Consider the following 17,746-nt stretch of genomic DNA (forward strand, 5'->3'; position numbering starts at 1 on the left):
AAAAGATGAAAAAGTCATATTTATATTTAGTTGTACTCACGAGTATTTTTGTATCCTGTAGTAGTGGCAGTGATGGTGATGGTGATCCAGGTCCAGACCCAGTAAACACGGCTCCTACAGTTCCAACACAGGTTTATCCATTAAGCAATACCTTGTGTATTGACAACAATGTAGTTTTTGAATGGAACGCTTCAACAGATAATGAAGGAAATGCGATAACCTATAGGGTTGAAGTGTCTGAAAACAGTGATTTCTCTACATTGGCACATGATGTTTCAAGTTCATCAACCTCAAGAGTTATCACTTTAGAAAAGGGCAAATCCTATTATTGGCGTATAAAGGCAAGAGACGTTAAAGGCGAAGAGAGTGCTTATTCATCTGTTGGTCAATTTTTGACCGAAGGTGAGGGTGTTTCAAACCACCTTCCATTTGCACCTGAATTAGTTTCTCCAGCATTGAATTCAGAAATAGACGGTACGAGTGCGGCATTAAGTTGGATAGCTAGTGATGTCGATAATGATGCTTTAACCTTTGATGTGTATTTGGATAAAAATAGCGATCCTACAACCAAAGTGTCAGAAGCACAATCAGCTACTATTTATGAAGCTACTGGGTTAACAGCATCAACCACGTATTATTTTAAGGTTGTCGTTAAAGATGGAAACGGAGGTGTTACTATTGGGCAAGTGTGGAGTTTTAGTACAAAGTAATCTGAAAAAATAAAGCTATGTTTAAAAATAATAGGTGTGTTATTGAGTCAGTTTCTCTATTAAGGCCTTCATTAATAAAATGTCTAGCTGTTTTCATCTTAATAGGCATTACTGTTAACGCCCAAAACAAAGAAGCTCCTTCTTGGGTAGATTTTTCAGTAAAAAAACCAAGGGGTAATTTGGCTGAAGCAAAGTTAAGCGATTTTTCATTTTCTGGGTATCATTTTTCTGAAAAGGAACTTCCAGATGTCTCTACATGGAACACGATTAGTGTATTAGATTATGGAGCCATCGCCGACGATACAGGGTATGATGATGTCGCCATTCAAGCTGCTATAGATGCTGCCGAAGCAAGTAACCAGCCCACAGTTGTTTTTTTCCCTGCAGGTAAATACATCGTCTCCAGTGAAGCAACAAAAACACAACCTATTACAATAAATTGTAGTAACATAGTGTTAAAAGGAGCGGGTGCCGGTACTGGGGGCACTGAGATATATGCAGATAAATTCAATGAGAACAAGTTTGGAAACGGTATACCTCATTATCGGTTTATGTTTATACCATCTAATACCGATTCAAACGATATAACGCAGGTAACAGCAGAAATTAGTAAAGGTGACTTTGAAGTTACGGTTACGAGTACAGCCAACCTATCTGTAGGGCAATATGTAGATTTATATCAAAGAACTACTGATAACCTAGAAGCCAATATGCCTGGTTTAACGCCAAATGTAAATTGGGGTGCTATTAAGAATAATGGGATTCGTCCTTATGAAAAACACCTGATAACTAAAATTTCAGGTAATAAAGTGACCTTTAAAAACCCTGTGCAGTTAAATATGCCAGTGTCTTCAACTACAGTTTTAAAAACGTATAACACCATTAGTGAAGTGGGGGTAGAGGATATTTTATTTACAAGTGCCTGGAAGGACTATCCGGAAAATTTTGTGCATCATGCCAATGACATTGTGGATTCTGCATGGCAATCCGTTTATTTTGGAAACGTGGTAAATGGATGGATAAGGGATTGTGATTTTAAAGATTGGAATGAATGTGTTCAGATAGAAAGAAGTATGGCTGTTACCGTAAAAGACGTGCATATATATGGAAAAAGAGGGCACGCAAGTTACTTTTCTAAATTGAGTTACGGCGTGCTTTTTGAGAATTGTGAAGATACTTGCGATCAAGGCTTAGTCGAACCTGATAGAAAAGGAATGCTACATGGTCCAGGAATGCGATGGAGTACTACAAGTTCAGTTTTTTTAAATTGTACTATGCAAAGTGAGCAACCCATAGACTGCCATGGCTATCATCCTTATGCTAATTTATTGGATAATGTGCAAGGAGGAACTCTTGTAGGTAATGGGGGTGCAGAAAACGCGTATCCGAATAGTGGGCCTTATTTAACATTTTGGAATTTTAAACATGAGGCAAATTTCACTAGTAGAACATTTGACTTTTGGTATGTCTCTAATACTAGTAGTAGAAGAACTCACACTTTCGCTTATCCCTACTTTATAGGCTTTCAGCAGGGTGCTGGAGAAAACATTGGCTTCACTAATGAAGGTTTGGATGAACTTCGTGGAGAGCAGGTTTATCCTAGTTCATTATTTGATGCGCAATTGCAGTTACGTTTATATGGAGGTTATATGTCGGCATCTTCATTTAAATCGAATGTAGAGGCGAAATTTGCAAATGATGCAGATGACCTTACATTTTGGGAATCTGATGGTGTTGGAGCGGGACAATGGTTGATGTTGGATTTAGGCATAAATAAATCTATCAGCGGTGTAACTATAAAGGAACCATCGGCAAAAATTAAAGATTGGAATATAGAATATTGGGATGGCACAGTATGGAAAGAAATAGCAACTGGAACAGAAATAGGAATAGAAAAGAATATTTCTTTTAATAATGTTATTTATGTGCGTAAACTTCGTTTAAACGTTGTAAATATGTTAGCGGGACATGAAGCAGAGCCAGCTTCGATAATAGAATTAAAAATTATACCTGGCCCTTTTCAATTGGCAGCTAATAACTTTTCTATTGAAACTATTGGAGAGACTTGTGTTGGAAAGAAAAATGGTAAGATTATAATAAATGCAGAGGAAACACATAACTATATTGCAACTATTGATGGTGTTTTGTATAGTTTTATAAATGCACATACCATTGAAGGATTGATGCCAGGAACTTATGATTTATGTATTGAGGTTGAAGGAGAAGACTATAGGCAATGCTATGAAATCGTTATTGAAGGATCTGTTGGTTTAAGTGGGAAAATAGCAGTTGCCAAAAAAACGGCCCATATAACAGTGGTTTCAGGCACAGCACCATTTAAAGTGTACAAAAATGGACAAGAGATTCTTGAAACTTATCAATCGGATTTTTCTGTGGAAATAGACCATGGTGATGAAATCCAAGTTAAGACCATGGCGGATTGCCAGGGAAAAATGTCTAAAACAATCAATTTATTTGAAAATATTAGAGCTTACCCAAACCCTTCTAATGGCGGATTTGAAATTTATATACCAAATGGTTTAAAAGTCGCAAATATAGAAATTTGTAACATGCATTCTCAATTGATAGATTTAAAAGAGTTTAACGTTGGTTACGGGAAGATTTCATTAATCCTTAAAGATAAACCAAGTGGTATCTACTTTGTTAAAATTAATATTGAGAAACCAATATTTGTTAAGTTGATAAAGAATTAATGGGTGATAAACGATGCCAATGGTAGTTTAGAGTGCTTTGGGCTATCGGTGAATTATGATTTTTAAAGCCATAAAGTTTTAAAACTTTATGGCTTTCTTAAGTTTATTTGATCTTGTTTCCAACTATAAAATCACAGGGGCATTAATTTCTGCGGATTTGTAAACGGCCTCTTGAGCTTGCAATGTCTTTAAGTAATTTTTACCACTGGTTTCAAAGGAAGCCCCGTTAATTAATTTATCGATACAATCTCTTTGAAATATAAAACAGCAATCCCCGGCAAAACCAATATCGTTGTGCTGATAGGTATGGTTTTTCTCAGCTTCTCCCAATTTTTGAAGGGTTATAGTGCCGTCTGAATACAATCGAATAGAGCCTTTTGATCCATCAATTAAATATTCACCAAACGTATAGCGTTGTTTTTTGAAATTATTCTCATTGTAGCGATTCGCGTCCCATATGGCATGCGATTTGTTTTCAAAATTAAGAATCAGCAGTCCCGAATCTTCACCCTTAATGACTGGGTTTAACCTTTTCAATATGGCATAGACACTGTCTATTTCGCCTGCATGATAACGAAAGGTGTCTATAAAATGTACGCCCGTTTCATATATGAGTAGCTTTTTGTAATCCCTGAAATAGGGTTGTCTGGATAAATAGGCGTCTTCACCCCAACCATCACCCATACGGCTTCTAAAGTTAAGACTGAATAGATCCCCAATTTCACCTTGATCAATGAGTTTTTTTATTTCCCTATGCCAAGGTTGGAATCTGAAATTTTCGTGAACCACAAAGCGTACATTTCTTTTTGATACATAGTCCACAATCTTTTGAGCCTCTTCGAAGGTTGGAGCCAATGGCTTTTGGCAAATGATATGCACACCGTGATCTGCTGCAAACTTACACATTTCGAAGTGGGTTTCGGGAGGTGTTATAATGTCTACAAAATATGGTTTTTCTTTAAGGATCATATCCTTGTAATCGATATAGTGATTTTGAACACCGTAAGGCTCCATAATACTTTTGGCACGTTCTTTATTAGAATTACATAAGGCTGTTATTTCCACTTCCGGTATACGGGTCCAAGCTTCGTATTGAAATTTACTGAAGTATCCTGCGCCAATGGCAACCCCTTTTAATTTATTTTTCATTTGTTATTGGTTTAGTTGAATCCATAAATATCCAGCAAATAATGGCAACTCCCCCAAGAAGAGCAGCCAGGAAAAAGAAAGAATCGTTAGATCCTGTCCATGATTGTAAATAGGGAAAGGCCAAGGCTGTTGCAAAAGCCCCAAGATTACCAGCCATGTTCATCATTCCAGACACCTTACCAGAATGTTCTTTTCCAATATCCATACAAAACGACCACGATGGGCTAAGTGTCATATCTGCTCCAAAAATGGAAACCGATAGGCATAAAACTGCGCCTAATGCTGTGTCCATATAAAGACTGGAAAGGATTCCAATAACTACCATGCTAAAACCTATAATTGCTGGTATTTGTCTTGAGGTTTTCCATTTGCCCGTTTTGTAAATAGTGTCGACGGTATAACCAGATACCCAATTTCCTAATGCTCCTGCCAATAGGGGCATCATAGCATATAGTCCAGTAGTTATTAAATTCAAATTATACTTGTCTTTGATGTATGGGAAGAGCCAGGTCAACATAAAGAAGAAAATAAAGTTACTACCAATATACTGAACCATGGCAAGGATGGTATTTGTAGAGCCAAGAATACGTTTTACAGATAAATTTTCTTTGTCAATTTCTTTCCCTTGCTGACGATTATTAATAATAAAGGCCTTTTCGATTTCAGAAATGCCAGGGTGTTCTTCAGGTTTGTTTCTAAAAAATAAATAAAACAATAGGGCGCATACAATGCCTACGGCACCAAAGAAATAGAAAATGTTGCGCCATCCCCAAGCATCAATTAAATAAGCTACCAATGGGAGCGCAAAAGCGGCTCCTAATCTTGAACCAGAGAAATTAATACCTTGAAAAATACCCCTTTCTTTCAATGGTATCCATGAATATGCGGCTCTCGCAATATTGGGAAAAGCACCAGCCTCTCCAGAGCCAAAAATGAATCTGGCCAAAAGCATGGATGTATAATTCCAGGCTGCACCTGTCAACGCCGTAAAAATTGACCATAAAACCATAATAGAGGTCATTACTTTTCTAACGCCAAATCGGTCTCCCAATGCACCTCCTGGTACCTGAAATAGGGCATAGCCCAAGGCAAAAGCACTTAATACCCATCCCATTTGTATGTCGGTCAAGTTTAAATCACCTGTTATAGAATCTTTAGCAGAAGAAATACATACTCTGTCTATGTATAATAGTAATGTAATTAAAAATGATCCTGCAAAGAATCCATATCTTTTTTTTGGAATGTGTTTTTCCGTATTCATGTTACGATAGTTTTTTTATTATTTCGGAAAGAGATTTTTCATCGCCTATATTGCCGGGGAACACAATATATAATAGTTTGGGAAACCGGGTTTCCATTCCCATTTCCCATACCGGAACACCCGGAAGGATTTGTCCTAAAACCTTAGAGCGATTCATGTATAGTCCTTTTATGGCTAAATCGTGCGAGGTAATGCCGCCTTTGGCCAGTATATACTTTGGACAAACCTTGATGCCATTTACCATGGTAACTAGGGCTTGCGATATTTTTGTAGCAATATCAATATTGGTTTTAGCATTGTTGCCAGTAATTAACTTTCTGCTGGTGTAGACTATTGCATCCCTACCACTTTCTGTCGTTTTGTTGATATTAGAAATTATGGATTCTAAATATGCCGTTGATCGAGGGCCTAATACTATTTCCACGTCCACCACTATAGTGGTTATTTGGTTATTGTTTTCAAAAACGTGTTTAAGTTGACTTGATGATTTAGGAACATAGGAGCCTACGATGGTTAACCCGCCGTTTTTATTTTTTGGATCAATTAGTTGCTCTGTATCTAATAAAGGCTTTGGGGTTAAGCCTATATAGGAAGGAGCAAAAGAGCTGGAAGTCCGATAGAGAATCTTTTTTCCCGATTTTTCTGCTAGTAAAAGAGCTTGTGCGACTTTATCTAGGTCGCTGTAGCTTACTGCGTTTATGATACAGTACTTTCCAGGGGCAATTGCACTTATTAAAGTACATAAAGCATTAACATCCATAGTTCGAATAGTTTCAATGCTTATAGAAACCACATTGGGAGCTTTGGTTTTTCCGTTGGTTTTTTCCTCAATATAATATTTTAAATCAGCATTCATATAAGCAAATGTATGATCCTTTGAGAACGCCGTTTTATTCACCGGGACTAATTTCTGGTTTTCATTGATATAATGAATATCAGATATGGTAACCCTTCCTCCCTCAAACATAACAGGAGCAAAAACGGTAATGGCTTTATTAAAATCACCAGATTGTTTTATGGCTTCTATTTCTGAAAAATGACCTCTTAGTGTTGAATCACTCCGACTTACAATGGTATAATCACGAAGGGTTAATTGTGATGCTTTAAGGATGTTTTTTGATATTTCCTTATATATAGCCGAAGATTTTTCTTTAGATAGACTTCTTGAATTTGTTAAAATGAAAAATGTCCGTGTTTCTTTTTTAAATTCATGGATTAAAGTGTTTAAATCCCATTGTGTTAAAATAGGTACATCGTATACAGTTTGGTTTCCAGTAGGGTCATCGTCAATTATCACACAGGTTTTGTTGGATGTATTGAACAGGATCTTGTTGGAGTCTCTGTAATTGTAAGTATCCTCTTTTGGAAGTTGTCCTAATATGTCTTTTAGAAATAAACTCATTGTTTATGTTCAATAGCGATTACGCGTGCTGGAGAGCCATCTCCATGGCCTATTTTTAAAGGGAGCGCTATTAGTTCAATACAGTTTGACCGTAAGTTTTCTAGGTTGGTTAGTCCTTCTATAATAACCACTCCCCTCAATAAAATTTGGTGAATTTTAGTGACTTCAGTTAAATTATTTACATCGGCAACAGAAGGCGGTTCAACACCAAGCATCTTAACCTTGTTGCTTAGGCACCAGATGGCCAATGACTCGCTTATTCTGGGTAATTCGTTCCTGTACTTTGGTGTATTTACGAATTTTGACCAGCCTGTCCAAAAAATTAAGCTGTCTCCATTCTTAAATTCCCTTTGGATGTTTAAAGGAATGTGCTTTGGATCTATCAATCCTTTTGGGCCTATGTCGCGCACATCGATAACCCAGGCTCTTCCTATAAAATTCTCAACAGGGATTTCATCAATAGTTTGTTCGCTAACATTAAAATGTATTGGTGCATCCATATGGGTGCCACAATGGGAGTAAAAGGTTAGGGTGCTCGCATTCCACCCTTCATTATCAATGGTTTTACTGGCCGTTTTGGTAAACCCTGTAAAATCATTAGTATACTTTAATGTAAGGTCAATAATCCTATTCATTGGTTATAATGATTAATTGAAATCCTGCTTGTTCCTTAAGGAAGGTACTTTAGCCGCAGTAGTTTCGGTTTCTGAAAATTTTCTTAGCCACAAATTACGAATAATAGAATCAATATCATATTTCTAATCCTGCCGGCAGGTAGATGAGTAGGGGACTAAAAGACTTTTAGTCAGCATTCAGTCTGTGTGCTAGCAGTCCAATATGATTCGGTTGACACTACAGGTTTTTAATTACGGCATCTGCTACCTCTTTGGTGCCTGCCTTGCCACCTAGATCTACTGTTAGTACTCCTTGTTGTGTGCTTTTGTCGATTGCTTTCATGATGCTATCGGCGGCTTCAACTTCGCCTAAATGCTCCAGCATGATAGCGGCCGACCAGATTTGTCCGTAGGGATTTGCAATGTTTCTCCCTGCAATATCAGGAGCAGAACCATGTATTGGCTCGAACATAGAAGGAAATTCCTTTTCAGGGTTTATGTTACCGCTTCCTCCAAGTCCCAGGCTTCCCATTATGGCTCCGCCTAAATCACTTAAAATATCTCCAAATAGATTGGTTGTTAAGACAACGTCAAAAACCTCTGGCTTTAATACAAAATTTGCAGTACAATTATCAATGTACATTTGATCGTGTTCTACATCTGGGTACTCTGTGGCAACTTCCTTGATTACACGGTCCCAATAAGTTAAGCTATTAATTAAGGTGTTGGATTTGGTAATGTGGGTGACTTTGTTGCGTCTTTTCCTAGCAAGTTTAAATGCATAGTGTGCTACACGCTCGATACCTTTTCTAGTGAATACACTGGTATCAATACCCATACCATTATCAGAGTCTGGTAAATATTGACCGCCCATTTGAACAAATTCCCCCTCAACATTCTCTCTGATAATAACAAAGTCAATATGTTTTTCACTTCTCAGCGGACGCGTTACACCAGGATAAGTTCTCACGGGTCTGTAATTTACATATTGATTGAAGTTAGTGCGTACCTTGAAGGTGTAGTCTTTGGCGGGTAGGGTGTCATCAACTGCTGGTAATCCTACAGAGCCAAAATAAACCGCATCAAATTTTTTAAGGCTGTCCAATCCATTGTCAGGAAGAAATTTGCCTTTTTCCAAATAATATTTTGCTCCCCAATTAAAGGTTTCAGAGGTTATACTAAAGTCGTGCTTTTTTGCTACGGCTTCTAAAACTCTGTATCCCTCTGGTACAATTTCATTTCCAATACCATCTCCAGGTACAACTGCAATGTTATAAGTTTTGCTCATTTTAATAATATTTATTTAGGTTGTTTTACTTTGATTAAATATTTTATGCAAAAAATTGCATAAAATATTTTTTTGGTTAAAATACGTTGATGTTTGCTAAATTAAATATTATAGGTATGTTTGAATTAAACTTTAATAACTTATTATGCAATAAATTGCATTAAGTAGTTTTGATTCTTATTTTTGGATACGTAAATATTTAGATTTTGAAAAGGAAGATTACTTTAAGAGATATAGCTGGGGTTTTAGGGGTTTCCACTTCTACGGTGTCTAGGGCACTTCAGGATGATTACAGGATTAGCGAATCTGTAAGGAAGAAGGTTTTAATGACAGCTGATGAATTAAACTATTTTGATGGCAAATATCCAGAGTCGGTATTGCCAAAAAGAATTGGGGCCATAGGTGTGATTGTGCCAAAGCTCTCTTATCACTTATATGCTATGGCTATAAGTGGCATAGAGAAGATGGCTGAAGAGAACAATATGCACATTATTATATGTCAGTCGAATGAGTCTTATGAAAGAGAAAAGAGTTTAATTGAAGAACTTGTCAAGATTGGAGTTTCGGGATTAATAGTTTCTCTTGCAGGGGAAACGAAGAATTTTGATCATTTTTTGGATCTCAAGGAGAAGAATGTACCGTTGGTTTTGTTTAATAGGCAGTGTGATGAGGTTGTGACCGATAAGGTTGTGATAGATAATTTTAAAGCGGCTTATGACGCAACGGAGCATTTAATAACTATGGGATGTAGGAATATAGCTTATTTAGGTGGGCCGGAGTCCCTTCAAATTAGTAACAAGCGATTATTTGGATATAAGCAAGCTTTGGAAGACGCCAGCTTGTCTATAGGCGAAAAGCACATTGGACACTGTAATTTTACAAAGGAAGGTAATTTAAGTGCAGCTAGAAAATTAGTTTACTCGCCAGTTCCGCCAGATGGTATTTTAGCATTCAGTGATCAGGTAGCTATAGCGGTTATGGTAGCAGCAAAAGAAAGAGGGCTTAAAATACCAGAAGATTTGGCAATAATAGGTTTTAACAATGAACCCGTAAACGAGCTTCTTGAGCCATCTTTGACCAGTATTGATCAACCAGCTTTTAGAATGGGGTATGAAGCTGCCAAATTGATTTTTGGGAAAATCCACAAAAGTTCTAAAAAAATAACCCATATAGTGCTGAAATCTGAATTGGTAATTAGGAATTCTACCAATAGAAACAAATTAAACTGATTTTTGTAAAGTATTGAATTCGTTAGGATCTTGGATTTTGGGGAGTCCATTAATGAGGAGTTAATAAAGTTGTTCTTTTTTGTACAAGATTTGCTAATATTTAAGTGCTAACAAGACAGGGCAGGATAGTTTTTTTTCAAATATGAACCACATTGCTATTTTATTTTATAAAAGATAAATATAAAACTTAACTATCCAATGTTTTAAATTCTGTTTAGTAATGGAACTTATATCCTTTTTTAAGGGAATCACTCTTTTTGTTTTTGTTTTTAGCATTTTTTCCTGTAACGAAAAGGAAATTGTAGCACCAGATTTTCTCACGATTTCAGAAGGGTTTAAAAATCCTATTGGCTTTTATGATGTAACACCAACATTTTCTTGGAAACTGCCAGTTTCACAAAATGTAAAATCTCAATCAGGGTATCAGATAGTAGTAGCAACTAACCCTGAATTTTTGCCAAATGACCCAAATTTATGGGATTCTAAAAAACAAGAAAGTTCAAAATCTACCTTTGTGCAATACGAGGGTACAAAGTTACAATCGTGTCAAAAAGTATTTTGGCAAGTGCGTTATTGGAATCAGGATGGCAATATTTCAAAATGGAGCGATATCTACCATTTTGAATTAGGCCTTTTGAATGACACGGATTGGAAAGCAAAATGGACGGGTTTAGATACTTCAAAAGATAGCATAAAAGGGGTGCGAAAGTTTTTAATGCACAGACCACAATATATAAGAAAGGGGTTCGAAGTTTCTTCTGAAGTAGTATCGGCCAGATTGCACATTACAGCAAAAGGTGTTTTTGATGTACATTTAAACGGAAAAGACGTTAGCGATGATGTAATGCCTCCAGGTTGGACCCCCTATAACCATCGTATAGAGACGTTGACTTATGATGTTACTGAAATAGTGGTTTTAGGAAAAAATGTTATAGCCGTAGAGTTGGCATCAGGTTGGCATTCTGGAAGAATTAGTAGAGGTAATGCACTTTATGAAAATTTAGCATCTCCAAAAATAATATGTCAGTTAGAAATCACTTTGAAAGATGGTTCAAAACAAACTATTGTTTCAGATGAAACTTGGAAAGGCATTACAAATGGCCCAATTCGATTAGCAAGTATTTATGATGGTGAAATTTATGATGCAAATTTTGAAATACCAAATTGGACCAATTCTGAATTTGATGATGCATCTTGGGAAGTAGTTGAAGTAGAGGATATAAATAATTCAATAAAATTGGAACCTAAAAGACATAATACGGTAAAAACCAAAACAATTTTAGATGATGTTATATTGGTTTCTGTAAATGAAAATAGAGCAATCTTTAATTTAAAACAGAATATTGTTGGTGTTCCTAAAGTGAAAGTGCCAATGAAAAAGGGAGATACGCTAAAAATACGTTTCTCTGAAATGCTTTTGGCAGATGGAGCCTTTTACACCACAAACTATCGCTCCGCACATTCAACCGATTATTATATTGCCGCTTCTGATGGAATTATAGAATATACTCCAAAATTTACATTTCATGGATTTCAATATATTGAGTTAAGTGGTTTTGATAAGAGTTCACAACCAGATGCAAGTTGGGTTAAAGCTTTCGTTCAGCATTCTGATTTTGAGAAAAATGGAACTTTCACCTCGTCACATGACAAGTTAAACCAATTGCAGAGTAACATAACTTGGGGCTTACGTGATAACTTTTTTGATATTCCTACAGATTGTCCGCAACGGGACGAACGTTTAGGGTGGACAGGTGATGCACAGGTTATTAGCCCAACTGCCATGTTTAATTATGATATGTACTCATATTGGTCAGCATGGTTGCAAAGTATGCGTGAAACTCAAGCGGAACATACCAATGGGTTGATTCCGTTTATTATTCCAGATGTATTGCAGGGAAATAATGCTAGTTCTGGTTGGGGAGACGCTTGCGTTATAATTCCTTGGGATTTGTATAATCTAACTGGAGATAGAACAATACTTGAAGAAAATTACGACATGGGAAAAAAATGGGTTGGTTACTATGAATCTAAAGTTAGAGAAAAAGCCTATGTGCCAATGATGCATTCTTTTGGAGATTGGTTACAGCCATTTCCTACCAACGAAGGAAAGATTGGAAATCGAGGTGATACATCAAGAGATTTAATTAATACAGCATATTTTGCAAATTCCGCACATTTAATTTCTAAAATGGCTGGTGTTTTGGGTAAGGATATAGATGAAAAGAAATACAAAGGTTTATTCGATACCATTGCCAATACTTTTGAAAATGAATTTTTTGACAAAAACGGAAAGGTAAGCACCGAACATGAAACACAAACAAGTTATTTACTCGCCATTCATTTTGATTTGCTAAAACCGGAAACAAAGAGAAAAGCGCAGCAACACCAATTAGGAACCATAAAAAAAGCCGATTATCATTTGGGGACGGGTTTTTTAGGAACACCAATTTTACCGAAGGTTTTGGATGATATGTGGGAAATAGATTTAATGTATAAGATACTCTTTAAAGAAACCTATCCGTCTTGGTTTTATTCTATAAACCAAGGGGGCACTACCATGTGGGAACGTTGGAATAGCTATAATAAAAAAGAAGGTTATAATAAGCAACAAATGAATAGTCTTAACCATTATGCTTATGGAGCCATAGGACAGTGGATGTACGAACGTATTGCAGGTCTTGCGCCTTTAGAGCCTGGTTATAAAAAAATTAAAATAGCACCTGTGCCCAATACCAAGTATTTAAGCTCGGCATCCGCAAGTATTAACACGCCTTATGGTAAAGCCTCATCATCTTGGAGCGTAGAAAACAATATGTTTTATCTCGATATAGCAATTCCGCCTAGCACTACGGCAGAGATAAGCATTCCTAAAAGCTACGGAGCAGAATTAATGGTAAACGGACAGGTGTTCAAGGAAAGCTCAGATTTAAAAATTACTAGTTCCAATAAAATTTTGGCGAAGGCCGGTACATATAAATTTCAATCTCAATTTTAGATAAATGATTAACAGATTCACTTTTAAAAATGTTGTAAGACTATTTGTTTTTGCAATCTTTTTCGGTCAGATATCCTGTGCTGAGAAGCAAATCCTAATAGCAGCAGAAAGCCTAACAATTTCAGAAGGTTTTAAAAACCCATTAGGGTTTTATGACGCTAATCCTACATTTTCTTGGAAACTACCAATAGCAAAAGATGTTAAAAGTCAGTCAGCTTATCATATTGTTGTAGCATCTAGTGAAAACTTGTTACCAGATAATGCCGATTTATGGGATTCTGGCAAGCAAATGACAGACCAGTCTGTTTGGGTAAAATATGGGGGTAAACCTTTAGAATCTCGCCAAAAAGTGTTTTGGCAGGTAAAGTATTGGAATCAAGATAAAGACGCCTCAAAGTGGAGTGAAATTAATCATTTTGAACTTGGATTATTAAATAATAATGATTGGAAAGCACAATGGGTAGGTTTAGATACAGCCAAAGATAGCATAAGGGGAAGAGGAAAAGTGTTGATACACAAACCACAATACTTAAGAAAAAGGTTTGAGCTATCCAAGGATGTGGCTTCGGCAAGATTATACATTACAGCAAAGGGTGTTTTTGATGTTTCTATAAATGGGGAGAATGTGAATGACGACACCATGTCCCCTGGATTTACAACCTATGATAAGCGTATTGAAACCTTAACGTACGATGTCACTGATTTAATAAAGTCCGGACAAAATACCATTGGTGTAGAGTTGGTTTCAGGTTGGTATTCAGGAAGATTGCTTTGGGGAAATACGCCTTGGGATAATACTATTTCGCCTAAAGTCTTGGTGCAGTTGGAAATGGCTATGAAAGATGGATCTAAAGAGCTTATTGTTTCTGATAAAAGCTGGAAGGGAATGACCAATGGGCCAATTCAATTTTCAGAAATTTATGACGGTGAAATTTACAATGCCAATTTAGAGATGCCGAATTGGGCTACCAATAATTTTGATGATAAAGACTGGGTGTCAGTTGAAGTGGTAACAATTGATGATAACGTGAAATTAGAACCAAAACGCCATACTAGTATAAAAGGTAAAATTAAACTTGAACCACAAGAAATTACTAAAAAAGATGGTGGTGTAATATTTAACATGAACCAAAATATGGTAGGCGTACCATTGGTAAAAGTGCCGATGAAAAAAGGAGATACCCTAAAAATTAGATTTGCAGAAATGTTATCGCCAGATGGTACATTTTATACAAAAAATTATAGAGGGGCACATTCTACGGACTATTATATCGCATCTAAAGATGGGGTTATAGAATACCAACCAAAATTTACGTTTCATGGGTTTAGCTATGTAGAATTAAGTGGTTTTGATACTTCTAAAGAACCACAAAAAGATTGGGTTACAGGCGTTGTTTTATATTCAGATTTTGATGATAATGGAACATTTACTTCCTCTCACGAAAAATTAAATCAGTTACAAAGCAACATTGTTTGGGGTTTGCGTGGTAACTTTTTAGATATTCCAACAGATTGTCCACAGCGCGATGAACGTTTAGGATGGACAGGAGATGCTCAAGTATTTGGACCAACATCCATGTTTAATGCCTATGTGTATAAATTTTGGGCAAGTTGGTTGCAAAGTGTGCGTGAAGCGCAACTTGAAGATGGGGCCATTCCTTGGACAGTACCTGATGCTAGAGGCAATAAAATAGCCAGCTCTGGATGGGGTGATGTGTGCACCATTATTCCTTGGAAAATCTATAAGCGAACTGGAGATTTAGGTTTTTTAGAAGATAACTTTGAAATGATGAAGGCTTGGGTGGCGCATCATGAAATGAAATCTAAAAATTACATTTCTAATATGATGTCTTTTTCAGATTGGTTACAGCCTTTTCCTGAAAATGGTAATACAAGAGGGGATACGTCTAGAAATCTTATTGGAACTGCATTTTTTGCACATTCAGCACAACTAACTGCAAAAACTGCAGAAGTTCTAGGCGAAACCGAAGAACAAGCAAAGTATGAAGCTATTTTTAATACGGTGGCGAAGGCATTTGATGACACTTTTTTTGATGAATCCGGAAAAGTAAAAGGCGTAACCGAAACACAAACATCTTATTTGTTGGCTTTAGCATTTGATTTACTTCCAGAACATAAGCAAAAAAAGGCACAGGCTAATTTGCTTAGAAAATTAGAAGAGGCTGATAACCATTTACGTACAGGGTTTTTAGGTACGCCATTGTTATCTCAGGTCTTAGATGATATGGGTGAGATTGATTTGATGTACCAATTATTATTTAATGAGACCTATCCATCATGGTTTTATTCTATCAATCAAGGAGCAACTACCATTTGGGAACGTTGGAACAGCTATAGTAAAACAGAAGGTTATAACCCTATGAGTATGAATAGTTTAAATCACTATGCTTATGGGGCCATTGGTGAATGGATGTATGAGCGAATAGGAGCAATTGCACCTCAGGAAGCGGGTTATAAAGTAATTAGAATTGCACCAAAGCCAAGAGTACCACTAACGTCGGCATCAGCAAGTTTAAATACACCCTATGGGAAAGTAGCATCTTTTTGGGAAATTGTAGATAACGAATTTAAATTGGAAGTGATTGTTCCTCCAAATACGACAGCGCTAATTAAAGTTCCTGGAGATCTTACAAAAGATTTAGTTGTAGAAGGTAAGGTGTTGATTGAAAATGAAAACTTAAAATTATTAGGTAAAACGGATGGTTGTTTCAATTTGGAAATCCAACCAGGAACTTATAAGTTTAAAACACAATTATAAAATTAAAAGTAATATGAAGATAGCTAAAAGATGCGGGACCATAATTGTATTATTATTTACTATAGTAGGTTGCAAAGGAGAGAAAAGGGAGGTTGAGACATTGGTTTCTCAAGTTTCAAGAAAACCAAACATTGTTTACATCCTTACAGATCAATGGCGTGGTTCGGCTTTGGGTTATGCCGGCAATCCTGATGTAAAGACACCAAATTTAGATGCTTTTGCGAAGTCATCAGTAAACTTTACCAATGCCGTATCGGTTTTACCTGTTTGCACACCTCACAGGGCATCCTTGTTAACAGGTAAATATCCAACAACAACAGGTATGTTTTTAAACGATTTGTATTTACCTGCAGAAGAATTGACCATGGCAGAGATTTATAAAGCCGAAGGCTACAATACAGCATATTGGGGCAAATGGCATTTAGATGGCCATGGCAGATCATCTTACATTCCTAAAGAGAGAAGACAAGGTTTTGACTATTGGAAAGCTTTAGAATGTTCGCACAATTATACAGAAATGCCCTATTATGGTAATGACAATCCTGAATTGAAACATTGGCAGGAGTATTCCCCTTTCGCCATCGTAAAAGATGCAAATGCCTATATCACTAAACATGCCAGTGATGAAAAACCATTTTTAGCATTCCTATCAATTGCAACACCACATTATCCTCATAATAGCGCCCCTAATAAATACAAGGAAATGTATACTCCTGAGGCTTTAACATTAGGTCCAAATATTCCAAAGGAATTTGAAGAAAAATGCCGTATGGAACTACAAGGGTATTATGCCCATGCAACTGCTACAGATGAGGCTATAGGTCTGGTTATAAATAAACTTAAAGAACTTAATTTAATGGAAAATACTATTATTGTGTTTTCTGCAGACCACGGTGAAATGATGGGGGCTCATGGTGTGAAACCTTTCGTAAAACAATTAGCGTGGGATGAATCCATTAGAGTACCGTTTTTAATTAGTTATCCGTCTATTGGGAAAAATAAGGGGACTGTAGTCAATGCGCCCTTAACTACACCAGATATTTTACCATCATTACTTGGGTTAACCAACATTGAAATTCCTAAAGGGATAGAAGGTGAAAACTTAGCGGAGTTAATCAAAAATCCAGATCCTAATGTAGACAGAGTGGCTTTGGTTATGAATCCATCACCTTTTGGAGCCAATTTTAATGACCAACCTTATCGTGCTATTAAAACCAAACAATATACGTATGCCAGAACTCCGAGTGGGCCAAGTATGTTTTACGATAATATAACAGATCCGTTTCAACAAAATAATTTATTAGGGAAACCTGAATTAAGTGTTATTCAAAAAGATTTAGATTCTAAATTAAATAGTGCTTTGGCTCAAATTAACGACGAGTTTGGAACAAGTGATTTCTATCTAAAAAAGTATAACTATGTTTTGGATGAAAAGAAAAAAGCCATACCGTTTTGGGGGTTTAATGAAGGAAAAGGAAACCTTAAAAATGTTGGGGCAACTAAACCAATAGTACAATCTCCTAAACCTTTAAAAGACTAATAAAAGACTAAGAATAATTATTTTCGTTTTTCTTGAAAAAAAACAGGATGCTACAGGACACT

Annotated in this window: 11 protein-coding genes; 6 read left to right on the plus strand and 5 right to left on the minus strand. The window is 36.4% G+C overall.

Annotated features, from left to right (window positions below; translation table 11 throughout):
• The first annotated feature begins 5 nt into the window (after positions 1–5).
• Positions 6–710: a fibronectin type III domain-containing protein gene (locus MR062_RS10340; protein WP_242204098.1), complete on the plus strand. Its 705-nt coding sequence runs from the start codon at positions 6–8 to the stop codon at positions 708–710.
• Positions 711–727: 17 nt separating this feature from the next.
• The gene (locus MR062_RS10345) at positions 728–3,424 is read left to right on the plus strand and encodes a DUF4955 domain-containing protein (protein WP_242204101.1); all 2,697 of its coding nucleotides are present in this window, start codon (positions 728–730) and stop codon (positions 3,422–3,424) included.
• Between the two features lie 123 nt (positions 3,425–3,547).
• Here the strand turns inward: MR062_RS10345 and MR062_RS10350 are convergent, their stop codons facing one another.
• The 5 genes from MR062_RS10350 to MR062_RS10370 form a co-directional block, all read right to left on the minus strand.
• On the minus strand, positions 3,548–4,573 hold the full coding sequence (locus MR062_RS10350) for a Gfo/Idh/MocA family protein (RefSeq protein WP_242204103.1): 1,026 nt from the start codon (positions 4,571–4,573) through the stop codon (positions 3,548–3,550).
• On the minus strand, positions 4,563–5,834 hold the full coding sequence (locus MR062_RS10355; RefSeq protein WP_242204105.1) for an MFS transporter: 1,272 nt from the start codon (positions 5,832–5,834) through the stop codon (positions 4,563–4,565). The genes MR062_RS10350 and MR062_RS10355 overlap by 11 nt, the downstream gene beginning before the upstream one ends.
• Before the next feature lies 1 nt (position 5,835).
• Entirely contained in the window at positions 5,836–7,236 is a 1,401-nt protein-coding gene (locus MR062_RS10360; protein ID WP_242204107.1) for a four-carbon acid sugar kinase family protein, read from the minus strand.
• Positions 7,233–7,871, minus strand: coding sequence for a cyclase family protein (locus MR062_RS10365; protein ID WP_242204108.1), 639 nt, complete (start codon positions 7,869–7,871; stop codon positions 7,233–7,235). Before MR062_RS10365 ends, MR062_RS10360 begins: the two co-directional genes overlap by 4 nt.
• 217 nt (positions 7,872–8,088) lie before the next feature.
• On the minus strand, positions 8,089–9,138 hold the full coding sequence (locus MR062_RS10370) for a tartrate dehydrogenase (RefSeq protein ID WP_242204111.1): 1,050 nt from the start codon (positions 9,136–9,138) through the stop codon (positions 8,089–8,091).
• 206 nt (positions 9,139–9,344) lie between these two features.
• Between MR062_RS10370 and MR062_RS10375 the strand changes: the two genes are divergently transcribed.
• The 4 genes from MR062_RS10375 (at position 9,345) to MR062_RS10390 (ending at position 17,684) form a co-directional block, all read left to right on the plus strand.
• The gene (locus MR062_RS10375) at positions 9,345–10,367 is read left to right on the plus strand and encodes a LacI family DNA-binding transcriptional regulator (protein ID WP_242204112.1); all 1,023 of its coding nucleotides are present in this window, start codon (positions 9,345–9,347) and stop codon (positions 10,365–10,367) included.
• Between the two features lie 220 nt (positions 10,368–10,587).
• Positions 10,588–13,365 carry an alpha-L-rhamnosidase gene (locus MR062_RS10380; RefSeq protein ID WP_242204113.1) on the plus strand — a complete coding sequence of 926 codons (2,778 nt, stop codon included), beginning with the start codon at positions 10,588–10,590 and terminating at the stop codon, positions 13,363–13,365.
• A gap of 4 nt (positions 13,366–13,369) precedes the next feature.
• A complete protein-coding gene (locus MR062_RS10385) occupies positions 13,370–16,144 on the plus strand; it encodes a family 78 glycoside hydrolase catalytic domain (protein ID WP_242204115.1) in 2,775 nt (924 codons plus the stop codon).
• A 13-nt stretch (positions 16,145–16,157) separates the two neighbouring features.
• A complete protein-coding gene (locus tag MR062_RS10390) occupies positions 16,158–17,684 on the plus strand; it encodes a sulfatase family protein (protein WP_242204117.1) in 1,527 nt (508 codons plus the stop codon).
• Positions 17,685–17,746 lie beyond the last annotated feature (62 nt).

The organism is Aestuariivivens insulae, from assembly GCF_022662195.1.
GTDB classification, from domain to species: domain Bacteria; phylum Bacteroidota; class Bacteroidia; order Flavobacteriales; family Flavobacteriaceae; genus Aestuariivivens; species Aestuariivivens insulae.